Source organism: Rhodococcus sp. 320_ES, from assembly GCF_059691855.1.
This window is the reverse complement of sequence record NZ_JCAWAG010000001.1, coordinates 1197220-1219903: the sequence shown is the minus strand read 5'-3', so window position 1 is coordinate 1219903 and position 22684 is coordinate 1197220. Positions and strand designations below refer to the sequence as shown.

The window sequence follows — 22684 nt, the reverse complement described above, 5'->3', positions numbered from 1 at the left end:
TGTCGGTGGTGGTCGTAGGTATCACCCCGTCCGCCGGTCAGTGATCGAGTCGGCGGCGAGCGGCCGAGTACAGGAAGCTGTCGGGGAAACCCTCGGCAGACAACACGCGACCCACCACCACGACGGCGGTTTTGACGACGCCGGCGTCGTGCACCTGTGCGGCGATCGTGGACAGCGTTCCGCGGAGGACGATCTCGTCGGCGCGGCTCGCGAACGCCACCACCGCCGCGGGACAGTCGGCTCCGTAGGACGGGGTCAAGTCCTCGACGATCTGCTCCATCCGGCGCGCACCGAGGTGGATCACCATCGTGGCGCCGCTCCGCGCCAACGACGGCAGGTCCTCGCCCTCGGGCATGTCCGTCGACAGCGTCGACACCCTGGTGAGGACGATCGACTGCGACACACCCGGCACCGTCAGCTCGCGACCCAACGACGCTGCCGCCGCGGCGAACGCGGGCACGCCCGGCACGATCCGATAGTCGACGCCCGCGGCGTCGAGGCGTCGGGCCTGTTCCGCCACCGCGCTGTAGATCGACGGGTCACCCGAATGCAGCCGCGCCACATCGAGATCGGCTCGGTGCGCACGGATCATCTCCTCGACGATGTCGTCGAGCGTCATTCGTGCGGTGTCCACGACCCGCGCGTCGGGTGGGCACATCGCGACCAACTCGGCGGGCACCAGGCTGCCCGCGTACAGGCATACCGGGCTCGCCTCGACGAGCCGTGCTGCGCGCAGCGTCACCAGGTCCGCCGCTCCGGGGCCGGCGCCGATGAAATGGACCGTCACTTCGTCGCCACCCACTGCGCAACGGGGAGCTGTGGTCTGAAGGCCGTGAACGACCCCAACGCGTCGGCCCGGTACACCTGCAGCTTCCGCATGATCCCGCCATGCCTCGAATACCACTGCAGGATCTGGGATTCGGATTCGGCCGTGACCGCGTTGACCACGATGCGACCGCCCGGCGCGAGACGGTCCCAGCACGCGTCGAGCAGTCCCGGTTCCGTCACCCCGCCGCCGACGAACACCGCATCGGGAGGGGCCAGCTCACCGAACGAGTCGGGTGCTCGGCCGTGGATCCGCAACGCCGGGACGCCCAGCCGTGTTGCGTTGGTGGCGATGAATCGGGACCGTTCGGGATGCTGCTCGAAAATGTCGGCGCGGCACGACGAGTGCGTCCTCATCCATTCGATCGCGATGCTCCCGGATCCACCGCCCACATCCCACAACGTCTCCCCCGCCGCCGGCGCCAGCGCGGACAGTGTCTGCGCGCGGATCTCGTTCTTGGTCAGCTGCCCGTCGCCAGTGAATGAACTGTCGGGCAGGCCGGGCACCCTCGAGGTACGGGCTCCGACGACGTCGATCGCGACGACGTTCAGCGGATCCGTCGCGACTCCGTTCCACGACTCGGCCGTCGCGCCCACGATCTTCTCCTCCGGACCGCCCAGTTGCGCCAGCACGGTGACCGTCGATTGTTCGAAACCGTTCCGGCACAACAGATCGACGACGTCGACGATCGAGTGCTCGTCCTGGCTCAACACCAGCACACGCCGACCCCGAGTCAGTACCGGAATCAGCGAGGCCGTCGGGCGCGCAACGAGACTGACCACGTCGACGTCGTTCAGAGCCCACCCGAGCCGGGCGCAGGCCAGCGACGCCGACGAGGGATGAGACAGCACCCGAATGTTCCGCGCACCCAGCATGCGGGCGAGTGTGGTGCCAATTCCGAAGAACATCGGGTCTCCGCTCGCCAGCACGCACTGCCGCGAGTCGACGTGCTCGGCCAGCAGGCCGGCGAGAGCGGGCAGCAACGGACTGGGCCAGGCCACCCGGTGCCCCGCGCACTCGGTCGACGGCACCGAATCGAGTTGTCGAGCCGATCCGTAGAGGACCTCGGCGGACGCCACCGCCTGCTTCGACGCGTCGGCGAGCCCGCTCCATCCGTCGGCGCCGATGCCGACGACGTCGATCATCGCGGCATCCGTCGCCAGATCGCGCGTGGCAGCAACCGCATCACGAAGAACACCGGGCGCAGCCGACCCGGAACCCACACGACATCGCGGCGGCCTTTCAGCGCGCCGACCACGGCGTCTGCGACTTGGCCGGGTGTGCTCGACATGGGAGCGGGGTCCATGTCCTCGGTCATGCGGCCGATCACGAAGCCCGGACGAATCAGGATCAGACGCACTCCGCTGCCGTGCAGTGCGTCGGCGAGTCCGCTGGCGAATCCGTCGAGACCGGCCTTTGCCGAGCCGTAGACGTAATTCGCTCGACGCACGCGCACACCGGCGACGGACGAGAACACCACGATCCGTCCCGACCCCTGACTGCGCAACAACGTTGCGGCATGGGTCAACACGCTCACCTGCGCCACGTAGTCGGTGTGGACCACAGCCACCGCGTGGGCCGCGTCGACTTCCGCCACCGCCTGGTCGCCGAGAATGCCGAACGCCAACACCACGGTGTCCAGCGGACCGTGATCGCGGGCCACCGATGCGAGAACGTCGGCGTGCGTGTCGAGAGCGTCGGCGTCGAACTCCACGGTGTGCACGGCGGCGGCGCCCGCCGCGGTCAGCCGGGCGATCTCGCCAGTGAGCTCGTTGCTCCGCCGCGCTGCCAGCACCACGGTGTTTCCCGGCGCGAGGCGCTCGGCGATCTCGAGGCCGATGTCACTTCGCCCACCGAGGAGCAGAACGGTCGAGGATGCAGAAGTCACCGGCCCAGTGTCCTGGATTATGGTCGGCTCATGGCCTCCACCCCCTCGGATCTGAACGACGACGCCCTCCAGTTCCTGACCGAGCGCCATCTGGCGACTCTGGCCACGTCACGTCCCGACGGAACTCCGCACGTCGTGGCGGTCGGATTCACGTGGGATGCCGAGGCGCGTAAGGCGCGGGTCATCACGATGGAGGGGTCGCAGAAGGTCCGCAACGCCGAGCGCGGCGGGTACGCGGCCGTCACCCAGATCGACGGGCCGCGGTGGCTCACGCTCGAGGGCACGGCCCGCATTCTGCGTGACAGGGACAGCGTGGTCGACGCCGAGAACCGGTACGCCGCGCGCTACCGGGTGCCGCGGGAGAATCCGCGCCGCGTCGTCGTCGAGATCAGCGTGACGCGCGTGCTGGGTTCGCAGTCCCTGCGGAGTTAGAACCGCGCGACGTCGAGCAGACCGTCGACGATCGAGGTGTCCCCGAACGTCTCGACCGCGGTCGGCGGCCTTCGGCGCCACATGATGAGCAGCAGGTCCTGGACCGAACCCCGCAGGGCGACATCGGCTTTGGCGTGCGTCCGCTCGGCGGTCACGCGTCCGTCCTCGATGGTGAGCAGCCACTCCGCGTCGGGCACGTCGGTCCCGTGCAGATGGATCGTGCGTCCCGTCAGACGCGGGTCCATCTCGTCGTGTTTCACCCGGTGCAGCAGTTGCAGCTCGGTGAGCTCGTCGATTCCGTCCGCGCACGATGCCGGATCGGAGTCGACCGGTGGCGGGCCGCCGGCCGCGTGCACGGCGTCGGCCGCGTCGAATCGGTGGACGGTCGCCTCGTGTGCCTGCCGACGAATCCACCACCCGACGGTGGCGGGCCCGACGAAACTCGTTGCCTTCCTTGCGGGATCGAGGTTCTCGAGCCGGTCGAGCAGGCTGTCGAGCGACGACCGGTACTCCTCGAGGCTGCGCGGCCCGTGAGTCAGGGACTCGGCGCGGATCGTGGACAGATCGGCCGTCGGGCCCGCATCGAGAATCGCCGAGACCCACCGGTGCACCTTGCCGGTGTGCCGCACGACGTGCTCGAGCGTCCAGCCCGGCACGGTGGGAACGTGGGCGTCGAGCGCGTCGACAGGCATGGACGCGATGCGTCCGCCCTCGACGCGCAGCGTGGCCAGGAGCGCGTCCGGGGTCACAGAACCGTCAGTCCGTGGGGGCGGTTGTTGAACGACTCGCACCCGCCGGCGGTCACCACCACGATGTCCTCGATTCGGGCGCCCCATTCGCCCGCGAAGTAGATGCCGGGCTCGATGCTGAACGCCATGCCCTCCGTGAGCGGCATCGAGTTGCCCGCCACGATGTACGGCTCCTCGTGCACGGACAGCCCGATGCCGTGGCCGGTGCGGTGGACGAAGTAGTCGCCGAGCCCCTCCTGGATCAGGACGTCGCGACCTGCCGCGTCGACCGATTCCGCCGTGACACCGGGACGGACGGCGTCGACGGACGCCCGTTGTGCCCGTTCGAGAATGGCGTACTTGGCCGCGACGTCGGCGCTCGGCTCACCGATGCTGTACGTGCGGGTCGAGTCGGAGTTGTAGCCGGGCTCGACGGGGCCGCCGATGTCGACGACGACGACGTCGCCGGCTTCGATCACGCGGTCCGACACCTCGTGGTGGGGGTCGGCTCCGTGCGGGCCCGACCCGACGATGATGAACTCGGCGTCGGTGTGACCCTCGGCGACGATGGCGCTCCCGATGTCCGCGGCCACCTCCGCTTCGGTGCGTCCGGCGGCCAGGAACTCCCCCATCCGGGCATGCACTCGGTCGATCGCGGCTCCGGCGCGCCGCAGCGCCTCGATCTCGTCGGCATCCTTCGTCATGCGCAGTTCACGCAGCACGTCGGTCGCGAGAACCGGTGCCGTGCCCAGGCTTTCGGCGAGAGGAATCAGGTGCAGGGCGGGCATGGCGTCGGCGACGGCGGCGCGGGCGGGTGACGGGAGCATCGACGCGACCAGTTCGCGCGGACTCACTCCGTCGACCCAGTCCCTGATCTCGAGACCGAGATCGGCTGCTGCGGATTCGCGGAGCGCGGCGAGCTCGAGGCGTGGGATCACCACGGAGGCGGTGGAACCGTCGGCGGGAATCACGAGCGCGGTCAGTCGCTCGAACGACTGCGCACGAGAACCGATGAGGTACCGCAGATCCGGTCCCGGAGTGATCACGAGCGCGTCGAGCCCGGCCGTCCTCGCCAGTTCGGCGGCACGGCGGACGCGGGAGTCGTACACGGACGAGGAGAAGCGTGTCATGCAGATCAGGCTAGGTGGTTTGACAGTATGGGTCCATGACCGACGACCGCGGCACCGTATTGCTCCTGGACGCAGCCTCACTGTGGTTCCGCGCGTTCTACGCGCTCCCCGAATCCATCACTGCTCCCGACGGTCGGCCGGTGAACGCCGTGCGCGGATTCACCGACATGGTGTCGTCGCTGATCACTCGTACGAACGCGACACGGCTGGTGGTGTGCCTGGATCTGGACTGGCGCCCGACGTTTCGGGTGGACCTGGTGCCGTCGTACAAGGCGCATCGCGTTCTGAAGGAAGTGTCGACGGGGCCGGACACCGAGGAGGCACCGGACACGCTCGGCCCGCAGGTGGACCTGATCATGCAGGTGCTCGACGCAGCGGGCATCGCGGCGGCGGGGGCGGTCGGTCTCGAGGCCGACGACGTGCTCGGCACGCTGGCTGCGCGCGAGCGAACGGACAACGTGGTGGTGGTGAGCGGTGACCGCGATCTGCTGCAGGTGGTGTCCGACGATCCGGTGCCGGTGCGGGTGCTGTACGCGGGGCGCGGCCTGGCGAAGGCAGAACTCTTCGGTCCTGCCGAGGTGGCCGAGAAGTACGGCGTGCCGGAACACCGTCCGGGGCCCGGGTACGCCGAACTTGCTCTGCTGCGCGGTGATTCGTCCGACGGCCTGCCCGGTGTGAAGGGAATCGGCGAGAAGACGGCGTCGACGTTGATGCTGCGGTACGGCTCGCTCCAGGCCCTGATGGACGCTGCCCGCGGGTCGGACCGTGACCTGGCGGCCGGTGTTCGCGCGAAACTACTCGCCGCGCAGGACTACATCGAGGCGGCGCTGCCCGTCGTGCGGGTGGTCACGGACGCGGACGTGACCGTCTCGCGCTCCGACGAACTCCCCGACGAACCCGTGGACAACGATCTCATCGATCGCCTCGGCGCCGAACTCGGAATCGAGAATTCGATCTCGCGACTTCGAAAAGCGTTGGCGCGCTGACTTACTGAGTTATTGCGGCCTGCTGACCTCGTAGGTTCCGCTGTCGTCGGTGAATGTCACCGTGACCTCACGTGCCTGACCGTCCACCGTGAGCGAGCACGTGAACTCCTTGCCCGATTCCACTTTCTGCCCCGACGGGCAGGACACGTCGGTGACGTCGGTGGCGCCGTAGGACTCGGTGACGATCTTCTGAACGCCCGCTTCGGCGGCGGCTTGGTCGAGTTTGTCGCCCCCGACCACTCCTGTCAGCCCGAGAACGGCCGCGACGATCGCGATCAACGCCACCAGTCCGATGATGACGAACAGCGGCGCCTTGGACTTCTTGGCGGGCTGCGGCGCACCTGAGGCGTTCCACTGCTGATTGCCCTGCGGGTAGCCGTACTGCTGGTTCGGTTGCTGGCCGTAGCCCTGCTGCGGGTAGCCCGGCTGGCCGTACTGCTGTGTCGGTTGGCCGTACTGCTGTGTCGGTTGGCCGTACTGCTGTGTCGGTTGGCCGTACTGGGGCTGGCCATACGGCTGCTGACCATAGGGCTGCTGACCATAGGGCTGCTGACCGTAGGGCTGTTGATCGTGCTGCGGCTGCCCGTACTGGGGCTGCTGGCCGTACTGGGGCTGCTGGCCGTACGCCTGCTGACCGGCGTCGGGCGCGGGGGGAAAGGACTTGGTGAGATCCGGGGACGCCTGATTGTCGGCGTCACCCGATCCGGCTCCGCGCCACTGCTCGTTCGGGTCGTACGGGCCGGTCATCGTCGCCTCCAGATAGCCGTTGCTTCGGTCCACGAAATCTTACGTCTGAGCACTATGCGGCATCGACCGCGACAACACCACGCCGAATCGCCGATATGGCCTTGGTGGCGGCGTTCGTCACCTCGTCGTCGGGTGACGCCGACCGAATCTGGTCGAGCAGATCGATCACCTGCCGGCACCACCGGACGAAATCGCCTCCGGACAGCGCGCGACCCTGCTGACCTGCCGCCAACAGAACGTCCTCCAAGGACTCCTTGCGCGCCCATTTGTAGACCGCGACGACGAAGCCGTGGTCCGGCTCGCGGGTCGGGGGCAGCTTGTGCCGAATCTCGTCCGAGCGCAGCTCGCTCCACAGGTGAACGGTGCGTGCGAGCGCATGCCGGATGGCGCCCGTCGGTCCGTGCGGCGGCGCCGATTCACCGTCCTGACGCGACTCGTAGACCACCGACGACACCACGGCCGCGAGCTCCGCGGGCCCGAGGCCCTTCCAGACACCGGCCGCCAGGCACTCCGCCACGAGAAGGTCCGATTCGGAGTAGATACGGCCGAGCTTCGATCCGCGTTCGGTGACCTCCACGTCAGGGCCGTCTGTGAGGTACCCGCGCTCACCGAGCAGAGCGAGAATCCGATCGAACGTCCGCGCAAGCGAATTGGTCGTCGAGGCGACTTTCTGGCGCATCGACTCGGTTTCCCGCTCGAGCCGGTTGTACTTGTCCGCGAGCCGGGCCAGGTGCTCGCGGTCGGGCCACGAATGGCACGGGTGGGAGCGGACCGCGCGCCGCAGTGCACCGAGCTCGCGATCGTCGGCTGCAGTGGAATGCTGGCGTCGCCCGCGCCCCGGTGCGACGATGCCGGTTCCCCGCAGCGCCGACGCCAGGTCCCGGCGCGTGCGCGCGGTGCGGTGATCGACGTGGCGCGGAAGCCGCATGTGGCCGAGAGAGCTGACAGGAGTGGGGAAGTCGGCCGAGGACACCCGTCCGGCCCACTTGTCCTCGGTGAGGACCAGCGGCCGCGGATCGGCGGAATCGGTGTCGATCTCGAGTACCACGGCCAGCCCGGAGCGCCTGCCCGACGGAATGGAGATGACGTCACCGCGCCGCAGCGTCACGAGCGACTCGACCGCATCGTTGCGGCGGTCGGTGCGGCCTTGCTGTTCGAGGGTGCGTTCGCGCGCCTTCAGGCGGGCCTTGAGCATCGTGTACTCGACGAACGGCGAGTCCTCACCGCCCAACTTCTCCAACAGGTCCCGATGCGACTTCTCGTTGCGTTCGATTCCGCGGACGAGGCTCACCACCGACGCATCGGCCTGATACTGCGCGAAGGAACGTTCCAGAAGCTGACGCGACGCCGGGACGCCCATTCTGTCGACCAGATTGATGGCCATGTTGTACGACGGCCGAAAAGAGCTGCGCAGCGGGAACGTTCGGGTGGACGCGAGCCCGGCGACCTCGGTGGGTTCGACTCCGGTCTGCCACAGCACGACGGCGTGTCCCTCGACGTCGATTCCTCGCCGTCCAGCCCGACCCGTCAGCTGGGTGTACTCCCCCGCCGACAGGTTTGCGTGCGTCTCGCCGTTGTACTTCACCAGCCGCTCCAGCACGACGGTGCGCGCCGGCATGTTGATGCCCAGTGCCAGTGTCTCCGTGGCGAACACGGCTTTCACCAGGCCCTTGACGAACAGCTCCTCCACCGTGTGCCGGAAGACGGGAAGCATGCCGGCGTGGTGCGCGGCCAGTCCGCGTTCGAGCGCCTCGCGCCACTCCCAGTAGCCGAGCACTTCGAGGTCGCCGCGCGGGATGTCGGCCGTGTGCCGATCGATGATGTCGGAGATTTCCGAGGCCTGCTCGGGGGTCGTCAGGCGCAGTCCCGAGCGAAGGCACTGGCCCAACGCCGCGTCGCATCCGGCGCGGCTGAAGACGAACGTGATGGCCGGCAGCAACGCCTCTCGGTCGAGCAGCCGAATGACCTCGGGTCGTGGGATGGGCCGAGTTTCCGGCCGACCACCCCGCGACGGGCCGCCGCGTCCCCGCCCGCGCGGCTCCCACGAGCCGATTAGCTCGGCGGCGACGCGTTCCTTGACGTGCCGGGCCAGTTCCTTGTCGACGACGGTTCCCTGCGGCCCGTCCGAGCTCTTCACGTCGAACAGGTCGAACAACCTGTGTCCGACCAGGATGTGCTGCCACAGCGGCACCGGTCGCTTCTCGTCGACGACGACGGTGGTGTTGCCGCGGACGGTCTCCATCCACGCACCGAACTCCTCGGCGTTGCTGACCGTCGCGGACAGGCTCACCAGCCGCACGTCCTCCGACAGGTGCAGGATCACTTCTTCCCACACGGCGCCGCGAAAGCGGTCGGCCAGGTAGTGCACCTCGTCCATCACGACGTGAGAGAGGCCGCGCAGTGCGGGCGACTCCGCGTACAGCATGTTGCGTAGCACTTCGGTGGTCATGATGACGATGGGCGCGTCGGAATTGATGCTCTGGTCACCGGTGAGCAGACCCACGTAACCCTTGCCGTAGCGAGCGACGAGTTCGGCGTACTTCTGGTTGCTGAGCGCCTTGATCGGGGTCGTGTAGAAGCACTTGTTCCCCGACGTCAACGCGAGATGAACCGCGAATTCGCCGATGACGGTTTTTCCGGCGCCGGTCGGCGCGCAAACGAGAACACCGTGACCGTCCTCGAGAGCACTGCACGCGCGTTGTTGGAACGGATCGAGAGGGAACGGCAGGCCCTCCACGAATTCGGTGAGTTGGGGCCCGGCTTCGACTACCACCACTCCAGGTTAGAGGTTCCCGGCGTCAGAGGGTGTCGGAGAGTCGAAGGGTGTCGGAGAGTCAGAGGGTGTCGGAGTAGTCCGCGTCCGCGGTGTGCCGCACCGGAGCCGGGGCCTCGACGGGCGACGCCGATCCGAGAGGTGTTGCGCGAGTGTCCAGCGGTGATGCTTCGTCGTCGGAGAGTGCGCCCCACTCCTCGCCCGCTCGGCGCGCACGCCGCTTGTCGGTGATGCGCGCGATCTGCACGGCGAGCTCGAACAGAACCGTCAGCGCCAACGCGAGCGCCAGCATCGAGAAGGGGTCCTGGCCCGGTGTCGCGATGGCCGCGAAGACGAACAGCGCCATGATCAGTCCCCGGCGCCACGCCTTCAGTTTCGCGTAGCTCAGCACGCCGACCGCGTTGAGCGCCACGATCAGCAGCGGGATCTCGAAGCTGACTCCGAAGATGACCAGGAGGTTGATGACGAACCCGAAGTACTCGGCGCCGCTCAGTGCGGTGACCTGCACGTTGTCGCCGATGGTGAGGAGGAAGTGCAATGCCTTCGACACCACGACGTAGGCGAGGACGGCGCCCATGACGAACAGGACGGCCGCAGCGCTGACGAAGGCGATGCCGTAGCGGCGTTCCTTGGCGTACAGGCCGGGAGTGACGAAAGCCCAGATCTGATAGAGCCAGATGGGGCAGGCGAGCACGACGCCGGCGGTGATGCCCACCTTGAACCGCAGCATGAACTGCTCGAACGGGGCGGTGGCCAACAGGCGGCAGGAACCGTCGTCGGTCAGATACGCGCGGGACTCCGGTGGGAGGGAGCAGTACGGCCCGCGCAGCAGGTCACCGAGACTCTCGATGCCGAAGAGGCTGTGCGAGTACCAGAAGAACCCGACGATCGTCGTGACGAAGATGGCGAGCAGGGCCCAGAGCATGCGGGTACGCAGCTCGTAGAGATGCTCGACGAGGGACATGGTCCCGTCGGGGTTGACGCGTCGCTTGCGCTGCCGCGGATCCAGGGGAATTCGCACCGTGACGTACGCGTGAGCGGATCAGGCCGACTTGGACTCGGGATTGTGGGCGTTACCGGTGGTGTACGGCGCCTCGGCAGGGGGAAGCTGCGCGGGCGGGGTGACGGTGGACGCCTGCTCGGACGGTGCCGAGGTGTCCTTGCCGTCGTTCTGCATCTCCTTGACTTCGCTCTTGAAGATGCGCAGCGAACGACCGAGCCCGCGTGCGGCTTCCGGCAACTTCTTCGATCCGAACAGAACAACGATGACGATCAGAACGATCGCCCAGTGCCATGCGCTCAACGCACCCATAATCAAGACCTCCCAGATCAGATGACACTGATGCTACCGGAGACGGGTCCCCGTGACGTGCTCGCCTTTACGGCCGAAACGGACTGTTCGCACGATGTTCACGTCGCACTCGTATCGAATTCGTCGTACAGGGACAAGGCTTCGGCGGCTCGCGAACCGACCAGATCGACCAGCGTCGACGGTGCGAGCACCTGTACTCCCGCCCCGAATCCGAGGACCAGTCGTGCCATCCAGTCCTCGGTCGCGAAGCGCATGGTGACCTCCACCGATCCGTCTTCGCGGACTGCGGTCTGGGTCATCGGGTAGTAGTCGAGGATCCAGACGTCATCCGGCGCCACCGCCAGTCGCGCGAGTGGCAGAGCCGGATCGTCCCGGAACAGGTCCAGCGCGTCCTTCTCCTCCACCTCGCGCGGCGGCGCAGACGGCTCGTCGCGCTCGGTGGCGGCGTCGATGCGATCGAGCCGGAACAACCGAACACCTTCCGCGCTGCGACACCACGCCTGGAGGTAGCTGTGGTCGTCGACGAGAACGATCCGAATCGGGTCGACGGTGCGCTCGGAGACGACGTCCCGAGAGGCGGAGTAGTAGGTGATGTCGAGAGCGTGCCGCCGCGTGACCGCACCGCGGACCGCGGCGACCGTCGGACTCTCCTCGGCGGCGGCCGCCGTTCCGGCCTTCGACGCCGCCGCGCCCGCTGCCTGTTCGATTTTCGCGATGGCGTGCTGAGCGGCCGACGGGTTCACCATGCCCGGCATCTCGACGAGCGAGCGCAGCGCCACGAGGAGGGCGGTCGCCTCCGTGCTCGTCAGTCGCAACGGCCGGTCTATGCCAGCGGAGAACGTGACCTCGATGCTGTCCTCGGAGAACGACAGGTCGATGAGGTCACCGGGCCCGTATCCCGGCAAACCGCACATCCACAGCTGATTCAAGTCGTCCATCACCTGTTTGGTGGAGACGCCGAGCTCGGCCGCGGCGTCCGCTGCGCTGATGCCCGGATTGGCGATGAAGTACGGAACCATGTTCAGCAGCCGCGCCAGGCGCGACGACAACCTCGCCGTCATGCCGACCTCGAATCACGATGCAGTGCAGCAGAAGTCAGCTTCTCTCGGACGTCCGCGCGCAGCTCGGCGGGGTCGAGCACGACCGCGTCTGCGCCGTGACCGGTGATGACGCGCGCGATCCATTCCCACGACCGGACGGGGATGCGCACGACGACTCCGCCCCGGCCTCCGACGGACCTGCGTCCGTCGTCGGTGCCGAGTCGGCGCAGCTCCGCAGCTCGGCCGTCGGCGACCCACACGTGCGCCTCCCCCGCCACGTCGCCCGTACTCGCGACGCGCTCGACGATGGCCTGCAGATCGACGCCGTCGGGCTTCTTCACGCTGCCCGACTTTCCGAGCGCGGTGACATCGTCACCGATGCGCGACAGCCGGAACGTCCTCACTTCGGCCCGATCGACGTCGTGGCCCACGAGATACCAGCGGCCACCGTGCGTGACCACACCCCACGGCTCCACCGTGCGCGTGACCCAGTCGGACGTCGGCGACGAGCGGTGCGCGAAGGTGACGGCGCGTCCGTCGTCGATCGCGGTCAGGAGTTTGCCGAGGGCCGGTTCCGACCCGCGGGTGCGCGCGGGCACGGCCGTGATCGAGGCCGGGAGCTCCTCGGAATCGACCTGGACACCCGCCGCGCGCAGTTTGAGCAGAGCGCTCTGCGCGGCGGACGTCAGCTCGGGCGACTCCCACAGCTGGATCGCGACGGCAACTGCCGCTGCCTCGTCCTGCTCGAGGTCGATCTCGGGAAGTTCGTACGCGTCGCGGTTGATGCGGTAGCCCTCGACCGAGGAGAACTGCGAGGACATCGAGGTCTCCAACGGGATACCGAGATCGCGCAGTTCGTTCTTGTCGCGCTCGAACATCCGACTGAAGGCGTCGTAGCTCGCGGATTCGGAGTACCCCGCCACGGAATCGCGAATGCGTTCCGCCGTGAGGTACTGACGCGTCGACAGCAGGCAGATCACCAGGTTCATCAGCCGTTCGACTTTGGAGATTGCCACCACGAAACCTTAGCGGTAGCGAACTCACATGGAGGCGATGAGCCGTTCGACGCGCTCGTCCACCGACCGGAACGGGTCCTTGCACAGCACGGTGCGCTGAGCCTGGTCGTTGAGCTTGAGATGGACCCAGTCGACCGTGAAGTCCCGGCCCGCTTCCTGCGCCGCCGTGATGAATTCACCGCGCAGCTTTGCGCGTGTCGTCTGCGGCGGCGTGGTGACGGCCTCGTCGATCTGCTCGTCCTCGGTGATGCGCTTCGCAAGACCCTTGCGCTGCAGCACGTCGAAGACTCCGCGGCCGCGCTTGATGTCGTGGTACGCCAGGTCCAGCTGCGCGATCTTCGGATCCGACAGCTCCATGTCGTACCGGTCCTGATAGCGATCGAAGAGCTTGCGCTTGATGACCCAGTCGATTTCGGTGTCGACCTTGGCGAAATCCTGCGCCTCGACGGCGTCGAGAGTGCGTCCCCACAGATCGACGACCTGCTCGATCTGCGCATTGGGCTCACGCGTCTTCAGGTGCTCGACGGCGCGGGCGTAGTACTCGCGCTGGATGTCGAGCGCGCTCGCCTGCCGCCCGCCCGCCAAACGAACCGGACGCCGTCCCGTCAGGTCGTGGCTCACTTCGCGGATGGCTCGAATCGGGTTGTCGAGAGCGAAGTCTCGGAACGACACTCCGGCCTCGATCATCTCCAGAACCAGGGCGGCGGTCCCGACCTTGAGCATGGTGGTGGGCTCGGCCATGTTCGAGTCGCCCACGATGACGTGCAGGCGGCGGTACTTCTCGGCGTCGGCGTGCGGCTCGTCGCGCGTGTTGATGATGGGGCGCGAGCGCGTGGTCGCGGACGACACGCCTTCCCAGATGTGTTCGGCGCGCTGCGACAGGCAGAAGGTTGCGGCCTTCGGCGTCTGCAGAATCTTCCCGGCTCCACAGATGAGCTGACGGGTGACCAGGAACGGCAGCAGAACGTCGGAGATGCGCGAGAACTCTCCGGCGCGCACGACCAGGTAGTTCTCGTGGCAGCCGTACGAATTGCCCGCCGAGTCGGTGTTGTTCTTGAACAGGTAGATGTCGCCGCCGATGCCCTCTTCGGCGAGACGCTGCTCGGCGTCGATGAGGAGGTCTTCGAGTACCCGCTCGCCCGCGCGGTCGTGCGTGACGAGCTGAACGAGGCTGTCGCATTCCGCGGTCGCGTATTCCGGGTGCGAGCCCACGTCCAGATACAGGCGAGCGCCGTTGCGTAGGAACACATTGGAACTGCGTCCCCACGACACGACTCGCCTGAAGAGGTAGCGAGCAACCTCGTCCGGGCTCAGCCGGCGATGACCGTGAAAGGTGCACGTGACACCGAACTCGGTCTCGATACCCATGATTCGTCGCTGCACACTTCGACAGTACAACGGTGTGTCACGGTGCATCGGTCGGAAGCGAGCGCGCGTCGCCCACCGAGGCACCGCATAGGCTGGCCGCGTGACGCTTCGAACCTCGGGCCCCCGAAATCTGACGCCTCGAGCCCTGGCTCGGCGTACCCGCACGGCGGACCTTGCGATGGTGCGCGCGATCTCGCGATCGCGCCCCCTGCTCGGGGACACGGCACTGCGACGACTGTCCGACAGCGCGAACCACAGCAAGCTCTGGTTCACCGTCGCTCTGGTGCTCGCAGCGTCGGGCGGATCGAGGCGACGCGGCGCCGTGCGAGGAATATTGTCGGTGTTCGGCGCGAGCGGGTTGGCCAACGGTCTGCTCAAGCCTCTGTTCCCACGCGATCGCCCACCCGTCGATTCGGTGCCGGTGTTGCGTCGTGTCCTCGATCCGCCGATGTCGTCGTCGTTCCCGTCCGGACACTCGGCGTCGGCGGCGGCTTTCGCCGCAGGCGTTGCCATCGAGTCTCCCGCTGCCGGTCTGGCCATCGCCCCGCTCGCCGCTGCCGTGGCCTACTCGCGGGTGCACGTGGGTGTGCACTGGCCGTCCGACGTGATCGCCGGCGTCGCACTGGGCACGGGCGTGGCGCTGTCGACTCGTCGCTGGTGGGCCGTCCGGTCCGACGACCCGGCCGAACTCGCGCACGGAGGGCACGCGCCCGCTCTGAAGGGCGGCGAGGGCATGGTGATCCTCGTCAATCCCAGTGCCGGCATTCGGGACTCGGATCAGAACACCGCAGGGATCGTCGCGACGCTGGAGGAGCGTCTGCCGAAGGCCGTGTGGTTCGAGCCCGACGTCGACCGCGACTTCGCGGAGCAGCTCGTCGAACGCATCGGCACCGACACCCTGGCTCTCGGGGTGTGCGGCGGCGACGGGACCGTCGCGACCGCCGTCGGTGTGGCCATCGACAAAGGGCTGCCTCTCGCGGTGTTCCCCGGCGGAACGCTCAACCACTTCGCACGCGACACCGGACTGGTCGACGTCGAGGCCTGTGCCCGCGGAATCGAGTCCGGTGCAGCGGCGAACGCCGACATCGGCCACGTCAGCGTCGACGGCGAGCCGGGCCGATTCTTCATCAACACCGCGAGCATGGGCGGTTACCCCGACTCGGTGCTGTTGCGCGACGAGTGGGAACCGAAGATCGGCAAGTGGCCCGCAGCCGCCGCAGCGATGATTGCCGTACTGGCCAGTGCGAAACCGCTCGTCGTCAACATCGACGGGAGACTCGAATCGGTCTGGATGATCTTCGTGGGCAACGGAAAGTACGCCCCGGCGGATCAGGTACCCATGTCCAGACCGTCGATGTCCGGCGGCGTTCTCGACATTCGGTACCTGCGGGCGAACATGAAGCTCTCGCGCACTCGACTGTTGTTCGCGGCCCTGACCGGAACGCTGGGGTCGTCGCCCACCTACACGCACCTGCGCAAGCAGTCGATTCGCGTCGAGGATCTGCAGACGACGCTGACGGTGGCCGTGGACGGCGAGGTGTACGGCGAAGGCCGGACGTTCGAGTTCGACGCCCGGCCTTCGCTGTTGACGCTGTATCAGCCCGTCGGCAACAAATCCTGAAGCGCAGCGCCGGTGATCCGCCGGAACGCGCGACGCGGACGGGTCTGCTCGAGCACGGCAACCTCGAGTGCGGACACCTCGAGGATGCGCTTCTCCGGAGCCGTCTCACCGTTGCCGCCCCCGTTGGCGGGGACCGGCGCCGGTGCCGGTGACGTTCCGTCCTGCAACGCATTGACGGCCAACGCCACGGCGGCACCGAGGTCCAGACCGGTGCGGTACTGCTCCTTCAGCGCGGTGGAAATCGGTTCGGTGGCACCGCCCATGACGACGAACTCGGTCTCGTCGACGATCGACCCGTCGTAGGTGATCCGGTAGAGCTGCGACAGCGGCGGGTCGCCCGGGTTGCCCACCTCGGCAACGCAGATCTCGACCTCGTACGGCTTGAGCTGCTCGGTGAAGATCGTCCCGAGTGTCTGCGCGTACGCCTTGGCGAGCGACCGGCCGGTGACGTCGGCGCGGTCGTACGTGTAGCCCTTGGTGTCCGCGTGCACGATGCCCGCGCGGCGCAGATTCTCGAACTCGTTGTACTTGCCCACGGCCGCGAATCCGAGCCGGTCGTAGAGCTCGCTGACCTTGTGCAGCGCCGACGACCTGTTCTCGGCGACGAACAGGACACCGTCGGCGTACGTCAGCACGACCACACTTCGGCCGCGCGCAATTCCCTTGCGCGCGAGCTCCGAGCGATCGCGCATGATCTGTTCGGCAGATGCGTAGTACGGCATCGTCATCGCAGGTCACCCCCTCGGTTCGCACGGTCGGCCAAGACGGCGCGGGCCACTGCTTCGGTCCGCGACTGCGGCGCGAACTCCGCTCCCCCGGCACCGATGATCACGGCGGTCGGATAGATCCCGCGGACGATGTCCGGCCCGCCGGTGGCGGAGTCGTCGTCGGCCGCGTCGTAGAGCGCTTCGATGGCGACCCGAAGACCGTCGTCCTCGGACAGGCCGGGCGAATATAGCTTCTTCATCGCTGCCTTTGCGAAGAGCGAACCCGAGCCGACGGCGTGGTAGCCCGACACCTCCTCGTAGTGACCACCCACGACGTCGTAGGACACGATCCGGCCGGCCTTGCGGGCGTCGGCGGCGTCGAGGTCGTAGCCGACCAGCAACGGCACCACGGCGAGTCCCTGCATGGCGGCGCCGAGGTTGGCGCGCACCATCGACGACAACTTGTTGACCTTGCCGTTGAAGGTCAGGGACACGCCCTCGATCTTCTCGTAGTGCTCGAGCTCGACCGCGAACAACCGCACCAGTTCGATCGCCATGCCCGCGGTGCCCGCGATGCCGGCGGCCGAGTATTCGTCGGTGATGTAGACCTTCTCGACGTCGCGGCTGGCGATGAGATTGCCCATCGTCGCCCGGCGGTCGCCGGCGATGATCACTCCACCGTCGAAGGACAGCGCCACGATGGTGGTGCCGTGCGGCGCGATGTCCGAATTACCGGCTGCTTCAACGGCATTCATGAAACGATTTTCCGGAAGCAGTTCGGGTGCGTTCTTGCGCAGATGGTCCGTGAACGACGACATGTTCGAGCCGAAGGGCAACGCGAATTCCCGCTCCGCCGTCACTGGCCGCCCTTTTGCACGTAGGCGCGCACGAAGTCCTCGGCGTTCTCCTCGAGGACGTCGTCGATCTCGTCGAGCAGATCGTCGGTCTCCTCGGCGAGCTTCTCGCGTCGTTCCTGGCCCGCCGCACCGTCGCCACCGGTCGCGTCATCGTCGTCGCCCCCGCCGGAACGTGTGGTCTGCTCTTGTGCCATCGCCGATCTCCTTGTCCTACTTCGACCCGCAGACAATTTGCGCGAGCGGAATCCTCAGCCTACCGAGCCGGGCAGCCCGGAGGGGCGCAACACGTCAGTTGGTGAGCTGATCGACCAGTTCGGCGGCCGAATCGACCGAGTCCAGCAGTGCTCCGACGTGGGCCTTGCTCCCCCGCAACGGTTCGAGCGTCGGGATGCGCACCAACGAGTCGCCGCCGAGGTCGAAGATGACCGAATCCCAACTGGCCGCCGCGATGTCCTGACCGAAACGGCGAAGACACTCGCCGCGGAAGTAGGCACGCGTCTCGGTCGGCGGGTTGGAGATCGCGTCCAGCACCTGCTGCTCGGTCACCAGTCGCTCCATCGAGCCACGGGCGACGAGGCGGTTGTAGAGGCCCTTGTCGAGGCGAACGTCCGAGTACTGCAGGTCCACCAGATGCAACCGCGGCGCGGACCACCCGAGGTTCTCGCGATTGCGAAAGCCCTCCAGCAGACGCAGTTTCGCGGGCCAGTCGAGCAGGTGGGCGCAGTCCATCGGATCCCGCTCGAGCAGATCCAGGATCATCGCCCACTTCTCGATGATGTCGCTGACCCGCGGGTCGTCCTCGCCGCGCGACTCGAAGTACTTCGTCACCCGCTCGAGGTAGATCCGCTGCAGCGCAAGGGCGGTCAGTTCGCGGCCGTCGACCAGCGCGACCGTCTGGCGCAGCGTCGGGTCGTGACTGATCAGGTGCACGGCCGTGACGGGCCGCGCGAGCTGCAGATCGCTGAGATCGACGCCGGCCTCGATGGTGTCGAGCACCAGCGCCGTGGTGCCGACCTTGAGGTAGGTGGCCATCTCGGCGAGGTTCGCGTCACCGATGATGACGTGCAGTCGGCGGTACTTGTCCGCGTCGGCGTGCGGTTCGTCGCGGGTGTTGATGATCCCGCGTTTCAGGGTGGTCTCGAGTCCCACCTCGACCTCGACGTAGTCCGAGCGCTGCGACAGCTGGAATCCGGCCTCGTCGCCGGCCTGACCGATGCCGACTCGTCCCGAGCCGGTGATCACCTGACGCGACGCGAAGAACGGGGTCAACCCGGTGATCACCGCGGAGAAGGGCGTGTCCCGCGACATCAGGTAGTTCTCGTGCGTTCCGTACGACGCACCCTTGCCGTCGACGTTGTTCTTGTACAGCTGCAGCCGAGGGGCGCCCGGAACGCTCGACGCGTGGCGCGCGGCCGCTTCCATGACCCGCTCGCCGGCCTTGTCCCAGATGACGGCGTCCATCGGGTCCGTCACCTCGGGGGCGGAGTACTCCGGGTGTGCGTGGTCGACGTAGAGCCGTGCGCCGTTGGTGAGGATCATGTTCGCGGCGCCGACCTCGTCGGCGTCGATCACGGGGGCGGGTCCGCTGAACCGCCCGAGATCGAACCCGCGAGCGTCCCGCAGCGGCGATTCGACCTCGTAGTCCCATCGGGTGCGCTTGGCCCGCGGCACTCCGGCCGCTGCGGCATAGGCGAGCACTGCCTGGGTGGACGTCAGGATGGGGTTGGCCGAGGGTTCCGTCGGAGACGAGATTCCGTATTCGACCTCGATGCCGATGATCCGCTTCATCGCTCGAGCCTAGGCGATCGACCGGCGCGGGCTGCGGGCCCGACCCCTTCTGACACGATGCAGGGATGGACGAGACCGTTGCAGTGTTCGACGAGGCCGGAGCGGTCGTCGGGTCGGCGCCGCGCTCCCGCGTCTATCGAGAGGGGTTGTGGCACGGCAGCTCTGGGGTGCTTCTGCGGTCGACCGACGGCCTGCGCGTGTACGTACATCGCCGCACGAGCACCAAGGCCGTGTTCGCCGGAATGCACGACTGCATCGCCGGCGGGGTGATGGATCCCGGTGAAACGCCGCTCGACACCGCGCGCCGCGAGTTCGCCGAGGAATTGGGCGTCACCGGGTGCGACCTGACACCGTGCGCCACGGCTGCGTGGAGCGGACACTCGGGCGATCGCATCCTGCGCTGCCACCTCTTCGCGTTCGAGGCGTTCTACGACGGTCCGGTGCACCACCAGTCCACCGAGGTCGCCGAGGGGTGGTGGTGGACGAACGCCGAACTCGCAGCGCACCTCGCCGACCCCGAGTGGCCGTTCGTTCCCGACACACGAGAACTGCTCGCCACCCTCGAGTGGTGACGAGCAGTTCTCGGCGAAAGATCTACAGGTACTGGCCGGTATTGGCCTCGGTGTCGATGGCGCGGCTGGCGCTCGCGTTCTTGCCGGTGACCAGCGTGCGGATGTAGACGATCCGCTCGCCCTTCTTGCCGGAGATACGCGCCCAGTCGTCGGGGTTGGTGGTGTTGGGCAGGTCCTCGTTCTCGGCGAACTCGTCGACGATGGAGTCGAAGAGGTGTCCCACCCGCAGACCGCGGTTGCCCGACTCGAGCACCGACTTGATCGCGTACTTCTTGGCGCGGTCGACGATGTTCTGAATCATCGCGCCCGAGTTGAAGTCCTTGAAGTACAGGACCTCCTTGTCACCGTTGGCGTAGGTGACCTCGAGGAAGCGGTTCTCGTCGGTCTCGGCGTACATGCGGTCCACGACGCGTTCGATCATGGCCTTGATGCACGCAGTGCGATCGCCCGAGAACTCGGCGAGGTCGTCGGCGTTGATCGGCAGCGTCTCGTCGAGGTACTTGGAGAAGATGTCCAGCGCGGACTCGGCGTCCGGGCGTTCGATCTTGATCTTCACGTCCAGTCGACCGGGTCGCAGGATGGCCGGGTCGATCATGTCCTCGCGGTTGGACGCGCCGATCACGATCACGTTCTCCAGGCCTTCCACACCGTCGATCTCGGCGAGAAGCTGCGGAACCACGGTGGTCTCGACGTCGGACGACACGCCCGATCCGCGGGTCCGGAAGATCGAGTCCATCTCGTCGAAGAACACGATGACCGGAGTGCCCTCGGATGCCTTCTCGCGAGCACGCTGGAAGATCAGCCGGATGTGACGCTCGGTTTCGCCCACGAACTTGTTCAGCAGCTCGGGACCCTTGATGTTGAGGAAGAACGACTTCGCTTCCTTGGGATCGTCACCCTTCGCCTCGGCGATCTTCTTCGCCAGCGAGTTGGCAACGGCCTTGGCGATGAGCGTTTTTCCGCATCCGGGAGGCCCGTACAGCAGAACACCCTTGGGCGGGCGCAGCGAGTACTCGCGGAAGAGGTCCTTGTGCAGGAACGGGAGTTCGACGGCGTCGCGGATCTGCTCGATCTGGCGACCGAGGCCGCCGATGTCCTCGTAGCCCACGTCCGGGACCTCTTCGAGCACCAGGTCCTCGACCTCGGCCTTGGGAATGCGCTCGAACGCGTACCCGGCCTTGGTGTCGACCAGCAGGGTGTCGCCAGGCCGCAGGCGACGCGACGGGCCGTCCAGATCGTCGTCGAGTCGCTCGTCGTCCGCCATCTCCTGCAGCGGCTGGGCGAGCCAGACAACTCGCTCCTCGTCGGCGTGACCGACGACCAATGCGCGACGCCCGTCGTCGAGGATCTCGCGCAGTGCGCTGAGCTCGCCGACCCGCTCGTACTCCATCGCCTCGACGATGGTCAACGCCTCGTTCAGGCGGAGCGTTTGGCCGGGACGCAGAATCGACGTCTCGATGTTCGGCGAGCACGTCAGGCGCATCTTGCGGCCGGAGGTGAAGACGTCGACCGTCGAATCGTCGTACACCTTGACCAGAACGCCGTAGCCGCTCGGGGGCGCTCCGAGACGATCGACCTCCTCGCGGAGAGCGATCAACTGCTGACGCGCTTCCTTCAGCGTCTCCATGAGCTTGGTGTTGCGGATGGACAAGGAGTCCACGCGCGACTCGAGGTCACGAACACTGTCGGGTGAGTCGGACAGTTGGCGGCGAAGAACAGCAGCCTCGGCGCGCAGGGCCTCCAGCTCCGCTCGCGCGGCAGCATCCGATTTGTCTGTAGGGCTCATTGCGACTCCTCCCAGTACCGACGACACAAGTGCTGCGCCAACAACACTAGTGCGATTCGTTCAACGCTACCGGTCGAAACCGATCGGTGCGTGACGACCGTCCGTGGCGGTCGCGACGACTTGCGTTCGTAACACGCTCATTTCCCGGTAACCAAGGCTTTTCCGGTGGCCGGGTAGAGAAGATTCGGTGCAGTGAGTGTTCCGGACCGGCTTACGCCGTGGCGGGTGGGGTCTTGCCTGCGCGGCGTTGCGGTTTGGGTGTCACCGTTCCCTCGGCCAGTCGGCGCACGCTCACCAGAAATGCCGTGTGCCCCTGCATCCGGTGCTCCGGACGCACGGCCAGGCCGACGACGTGCCATCCGCGCACGATCGACTCCCACGAACGGGGCTCGGTCCAGCACTCCTGCTCCCGCAGCGCCTCGACGACCTTGGACAACTGCGTGACCGTCGCGACGTAGACCAAGAGGACTCCGCCGGGAACCACGGCGCGAGAGATCGCGGGCAGCGCGTCCCAGGGCGCCAGCATGTCCAGCACGGCGCGGTCGACCAGACCTTCGTGTGTCGCGACGTCGAAGTCGGCGACGTCGCCGAGCACGAGCTCCCAGTTGTCGGGCCGTCCGCCGAAGAATTGCTCGACGTTGCGCACCGCGTGTTCGGCGTGGTCGTCGCGCACCTCGTAGGAGATCACCTTGCCGGTCGGTCCGACCGCCCGCAGCAAGGAGCAGGTCAATGCACCGGACCCGGCGCCCGCCTCCAGAACGCGAGCGCCCGGAAACACGTCGCCCTCGTGCACGATCTGAGCGGCGTCCTTCGGATAGATCACCTGCGCGCCGCGAGGCATCGAGAGCACGTAGTCCACGAGGAGTGGGCGCAGGGCGAGGTAGGGCGTGCCGTTGGTCGACTTGACCACGCTGCCCTCGTCGACACCGATCAGGTCGTCGTGCCGGATCCCACCGCGATGGGTGTGAAACTCCTTGTTCTCCTCCAGGTTCACGGTGTAGTGACGGCCCTTGGCGTCCGTGAGTTGCACACGGTCACCGGCGCGAAACGGTCCGGTGGGTCGAGTGCCGTTGGTCGGCTGCACGGGCATCTTCTTTCCGTTCGTGG

At 67.2% G+C, this 22684-nt stretch carries 22 protein-coding genes; 4 read left to right on the top strand and 18 right to left on the bottom strand.

Annotated features, from left to right (window positions below):
• Nucleotides 1–37: 37 nt before the first annotated feature.
• The 3 genes from cobM to dprE2 are packed head-to-tail and all read right to left on the bottom strand — an operon-like array spanning nucleotide 38 to nucleotide 2714.
• Nucleotides 38–787, bottom strand: coding sequence for a precorrin-4 C(11)-methyltransferase (gene cobM, locus AC59JP_RS06035; protein WP_497324702.1), 750 nt, complete (start codon nucleotides 785–787; stop codon nucleotides 38–40).
• Nucleotides 784–1971, bottom strand: coding sequence for a precorrin-6y C5,15-methyltransferase (decarboxylating) subunit CbiE (cbiE, locus tag AC59JP_RS06030; protein WP_497324701.1), 1188 nt, complete (start codon nucleotides 1969–1971; stop codon nucleotides 784–786). The genes cobM and cbiE overlap by 4 nt, the downstream gene beginning before the upstream one ends.
• Complete coding sequence (gene dprE2, locus AC59JP_RS06025; protein WP_497324700.1) at nucleotides 1968–2714, bottom strand: decaprenylphospho-beta-D-erythro-pentofuranosid-2-ulose 2-reductase; 747 nt, start codon at nucleotides 2712–2714, stop codon at nucleotides 1968–1970. The genes cbiE and dprE2 overlap by 4 nt, the downstream gene beginning before the upstream one ends.
• 30 nt (nucleotides 2715–2744) lie before the next feature.
• Here dprE2 and AC59JP_RS06020 point away from each other — a divergent pair, with 30 nt between their 5' ends.
• Nucleotides 2745–3146, top strand: a complete 402-nt coding sequence (locus AC59JP_RS06020; RefSeq protein WP_497324699.1) for a PPOX class F420-dependent oxidoreductase — start codon at nucleotides 2745–2747, stop codon at nucleotides 3144–3146.
• Here AC59JP_RS06020 and AC59JP_RS06015 read toward each other — a convergent pair.
• Nucleotides 3143–3895, bottom strand: coding sequence for a maleylpyruvate isomerase N-terminal domain-containing protein (locus AC59JP_RS06015; RefSeq protein ID WP_497324698.1), 753 nt, complete (start codon nucleotides 3893–3895; stop codon nucleotides 3143–3145). The genes AC59JP_RS06020 and AC59JP_RS06015 overlap by 4 nt on opposite strands.
• Nucleotides 3892–5004, bottom strand: coding sequence for a M24 family metallopeptidase (locus tag AC59JP_RS06010; protein ID WP_497324697.1), 1113 nt, complete (start codon nucleotides 5002–5004; stop codon nucleotides 3892–3894). The genes AC59JP_RS06015 and AC59JP_RS06010 overlap by 4 nt, the downstream gene beginning before the upstream one ends.
• Nucleotides 5005–5039: 35 nt before the next feature.
• Between AC59JP_RS06010 and AC59JP_RS06005 the strand changes: the two genes are divergently transcribed.
• The gene (locus AC59JP_RS06005; protein WP_497324696.1) at nucleotides 5040–5990 is read left to right on the top strand and encodes a 5'-3' exonuclease; all 951 of its coding nucleotides are present in this window, start codon (nucleotides 5040–5042) and stop codon (nucleotides 5988–5990) included.
• A gap of 9 nt (nucleotides 5991–5999) precedes the next feature.
• Here the strand turns inward: AC59JP_RS06005 and AC59JP_RS06000 are convergent, their stop codons facing one another.
• The 7 genes from AC59JP_RS06000 to pafA all read right to left on the bottom strand — a co-directional run bounded on the left by AC59JP_RS06000 (nucleotide 6000) and on the right by pafA (nucleotide 14261).
• Complete coding sequence (locus tag AC59JP_RS06000; RefSeq protein WP_497324894.1) at nucleotides 6000–6737, bottom strand: DUF4333 domain-containing protein; 738 nt, start codon at nucleotides 6735–6737, stop codon at nucleotides 6000–6002.
• 52 nt (nucleotides 6738–6789) lie between these two features.
• A complete protein-coding gene (locus tag AC59JP_RS05995; RefSeq protein WP_497324695.1) occupies nucleotides 6790–9510 on the bottom strand; it encodes a DEAD/DEAH box helicase in 2721 nt (906 codons plus the stop codon).
• Nucleotides 9511–9571: 61 nt separating this feature from the next.
• Entirely contained in the window at nucleotides 9572–10531 is a 960-nt protein-coding gene (gene tatC / locus AC59JP_RS05990) for a twin-arginine translocase subunit TatC (RefSeq protein WP_497324694.1), read from the bottom strand.
• Between the two features lie 21 nt (nucleotides 10532–10552).
• Nucleotides 10553–10822, bottom strand: coding sequence for a Sec-independent protein translocase subunit TatA (gene tatA, locus AC59JP_RS05985; protein WP_497324693.1), 270 nt, complete (start codon nucleotides 10820–10822; stop codon nucleotides 10553–10555).
• A 98-nt stretch (nucleotides 10823–10920) separates the two neighbouring features.
• Complete coding sequence (locus AC59JP_RS05980; protein ID WP_497324692.1) at nucleotides 10921–11883, bottom strand: helix-turn-helix transcriptional regulator; 963 nt, start codon at nucleotides 11881–11883, stop codon at nucleotides 10921–10923.
• Nucleotides 11880–12878, bottom strand: a complete 999-nt coding sequence (locus AC59JP_RS05975) for a helix-turn-helix transcriptional regulator (protein WP_497324690.1) — start codon at nucleotides 12876–12878, stop codon at nucleotides 11880–11882. Before AC59JP_RS05975 ends, AC59JP_RS05980 begins: the two co-directional genes overlap by 4 nt.
• A 24-nt stretch (nucleotides 12879–12902) precedes the next feature.
• The gene (gene pafA, locus AC59JP_RS05970) at nucleotides 12903–14261 is read right to left on the bottom strand and encodes a Pup--protein ligase (protein ID WP_497324689.1); all 1359 of its coding nucleotides are present in this window, start codon (nucleotides 14259–14261) and stop codon (nucleotides 12903–12905) included.
• A gap of 163 nt (nucleotides 14262–14424) precedes the next feature.
• On the opposite strand from pafA, the gene AC59JP_RS05965 reads away from it, so the two are divergent.
• Complete coding sequence (locus AC59JP_RS05965; RefSeq protein ID WP_497324893.1) at nucleotides 14425–15867, top strand: bifunctional phosphatase PAP2/diacylglycerol kinase family protein; 1443 nt, start codon at nucleotides 14425–14427, stop codon at nucleotides 15865–15867.
• On the opposite strand, the gene prcA is transcribed toward AC59JP_RS05965, so the two are convergent.
• The 4 genes from prcA to dop all read right to left on the bottom strand — a co-directional run bounded on the left by prcA (nucleotide 15843) and on the right by dop (nucleotide 19219).
• Nucleotides 15843–16595, bottom strand: coding sequence for a proteasome subunit alpha (gene prcA, locus AC59JP_RS05960; RefSeq protein WP_497324688.1), 753 nt, complete (start codon nucleotides 16593–16595; stop codon nucleotides 15843–15845). The two genes, AC59JP_RS05965 and prcA, sit on opposite strands and share 25 nt — an antisense overlap.
• Nucleotides 16592–17392: a proteasome subunit beta gene (gene prcB / locus AC59JP_RS05955; RefSeq protein WP_497324892.1), complete on the bottom strand. Its 801-nt coding sequence runs from the start codon at nucleotides 17390–17392 to the stop codon at nucleotides 16592–16594. The genes prcA and prcB overlap by 4 nt, the downstream gene beginning before the upstream one ends.
• Nucleotides 17393–17430: 38 nt before the next feature.
• Nucleotides 17431–17625, bottom strand: coding sequence for a ubiquitin-like protein Pup (locus tag AC59JP_RS05950; RefSeq protein ID WP_497324687.1), 195 nt, complete (start codon nucleotides 17623–17625; stop codon nucleotides 17431–17433).
• A 94-nt stretch (nucleotides 17626–17719) separates the two neighbouring features.
• Nucleotides 17720–19219 carry a depupylase/deamidase Dop gene (dop, locus tag AC59JP_RS05945; protein WP_497324686.1) on the bottom strand — a complete coding sequence of 500 codons (1500 nt, stop codon included), beginning with the start codon at nucleotides 19217–19219 and terminating at the stop codon, nucleotides 17720–17722.
• 65 nt (nucleotides 19220–19284) lie between these two features.
• Here dop and AC59JP_RS05940 point away from each other — a divergent pair, with 65 nt between their 5' ends.
• Nucleotides 19285–19791 carry an NUDIX domain-containing protein gene (locus AC59JP_RS05940; RefSeq protein WP_497324685.1) on the top strand — a complete coding sequence of 169 codons (507 nt, stop codon included), beginning with the start codon at nucleotides 19285–19287 and terminating at the stop codon, nucleotides 19789–19791.
• A gap of 22 nt (nucleotides 19792–19813) precedes the next feature.
• Here the strand turns inward: AC59JP_RS05940 and arc are convergent, their stop codons facing one another.
• Entirely contained in the window at nucleotides 19814–21577 is a 1764-nt protein-coding gene (gene arc, locus AC59JP_RS05935; RefSeq protein ID WP_497324684.1) for a proteasome ATPase, read from the bottom strand.
• 211 nt (nucleotides 21578–21788) lie between these two features.
• Nucleotides 21789–22667, bottom strand: a complete 879-nt coding sequence (locus tag AC59JP_RS05930) for a tRNA (adenine-N1)-methyltransferase (protein ID WP_497324683.1) — start codon at nucleotides 22665–22667, stop codon at nucleotides 21789–21791.
• Nucleotides 22668–22684 lie beyond the last annotated feature (17 nt).

What these genes read in the sequence shown, in the direction of transcription:
- AC59JP_RS06005 (WP_497324696.1), top strand. Translation starts at nt 5,040, where the DNA reads ATGACCGACGACCGCGGCACCGTATTGCTCCTGGACGCAGCCTCACTG.
- AC59JP_RS05965 (WP_497324893.1), top strand. Translation starts at nt 14,425, where the DNA reads ATGGTGCGCGCGATCTCGCGATCGCGCCCCCTGCTCGGGGACACGGCA.
- arc (WP_497324684.1), bottom strand. Translation starts at nt 21,577, where the DNA reads ATGAGCCCTACAGACAAATCGGATGCTGCCGCGCGAGCGGAGCTGGAG.
- AC59JP_RS05930 (WP_497324683.1), bottom strand. Translation starts at nt 22,667, where the DNA reads ATGCCCGTGCAGCCGACCAACGGCACTCGACCCACCGGACCGTTTCGC.
- AC59JP_RS05940 (WP_497324685.1), top strand. Translation starts at nt 19,285, where the DNA reads ATGGACGAGACCGTTGCAGTGTTCGACGAGGCCGGAGCGGTCGTCGGG.
- AC59JP_RS06020 (WP_497324699.1), top strand. Translation starts at nt 2,745, where the DNA reads ATGGCCTCCACCCCCTCGGATCTGAACGACGACGCCCTCCAGTTCCTG.
- prcA (WP_497324688.1), bottom strand. Translation starts at nt 16,595, where the DNA reads ATGACGATGCCGTACTACGCATCTGCCGAACAGATCATGCGCGATCGC.
- cbiE (WP_497324701.1), bottom strand. Translation starts at nt 1,971, where the DNA reads ATGATCGACGTCGTCGGCATCGGCGCCGACGGATGGAGCGGGCTCGCC.
- AC59JP_RS06010 (WP_497324697.1), bottom strand. Translation starts at nt 5,004, where the DNA reads ATGACACGCTTCTCCTCGTCCGTGTACGACTCCCGCGTCCGCCGTGCC.
- AC59JP_RS05980 (WP_497324692.1), bottom strand. Translation starts at nt 11,883, where the DNA reads ATGACGGCGAGGTTGTCGTCGCGCCTGGCGCGGCTGCTGAACATGGTT.
- prcB (WP_497324892.1), bottom strand. Translation starts at nt 17,392, where the DNA reads ATGTCGTCGTTCACGGACCATCTGCGCAAGAACGCACCCGAACTGCTT.
- dop (WP_497324686.1), bottom strand. Translation starts at nt 19,219, where the DNA reads ATGAAGCGGATCATCGGCATCGAGGTCGAATACGGAATCTCGTCTCCG.
- AC59JP_RS05950 (WP_497324687.1), bottom strand. Translation starts at nt 17,625, where the DNA reads ATGGCACAAGAGCAGACCACACGTTCCGGCGGGGGCGACGACGATGAC.
- AC59JP_RS06000 (WP_497324894.1), bottom strand. Translation starts at nt 6,737, where the DNA reads ATGACCGGCCCGTACGACCCGAACGAGCAGTGGCGCGGAGCCGGATCG.
- tatA (WP_497324693.1), bottom strand. Translation starts at nt 10,822, where the DNA reads ATGGGTGCGTTGAGCGCATGGCACTGGGCGATCGTTCTGATCGTCATC.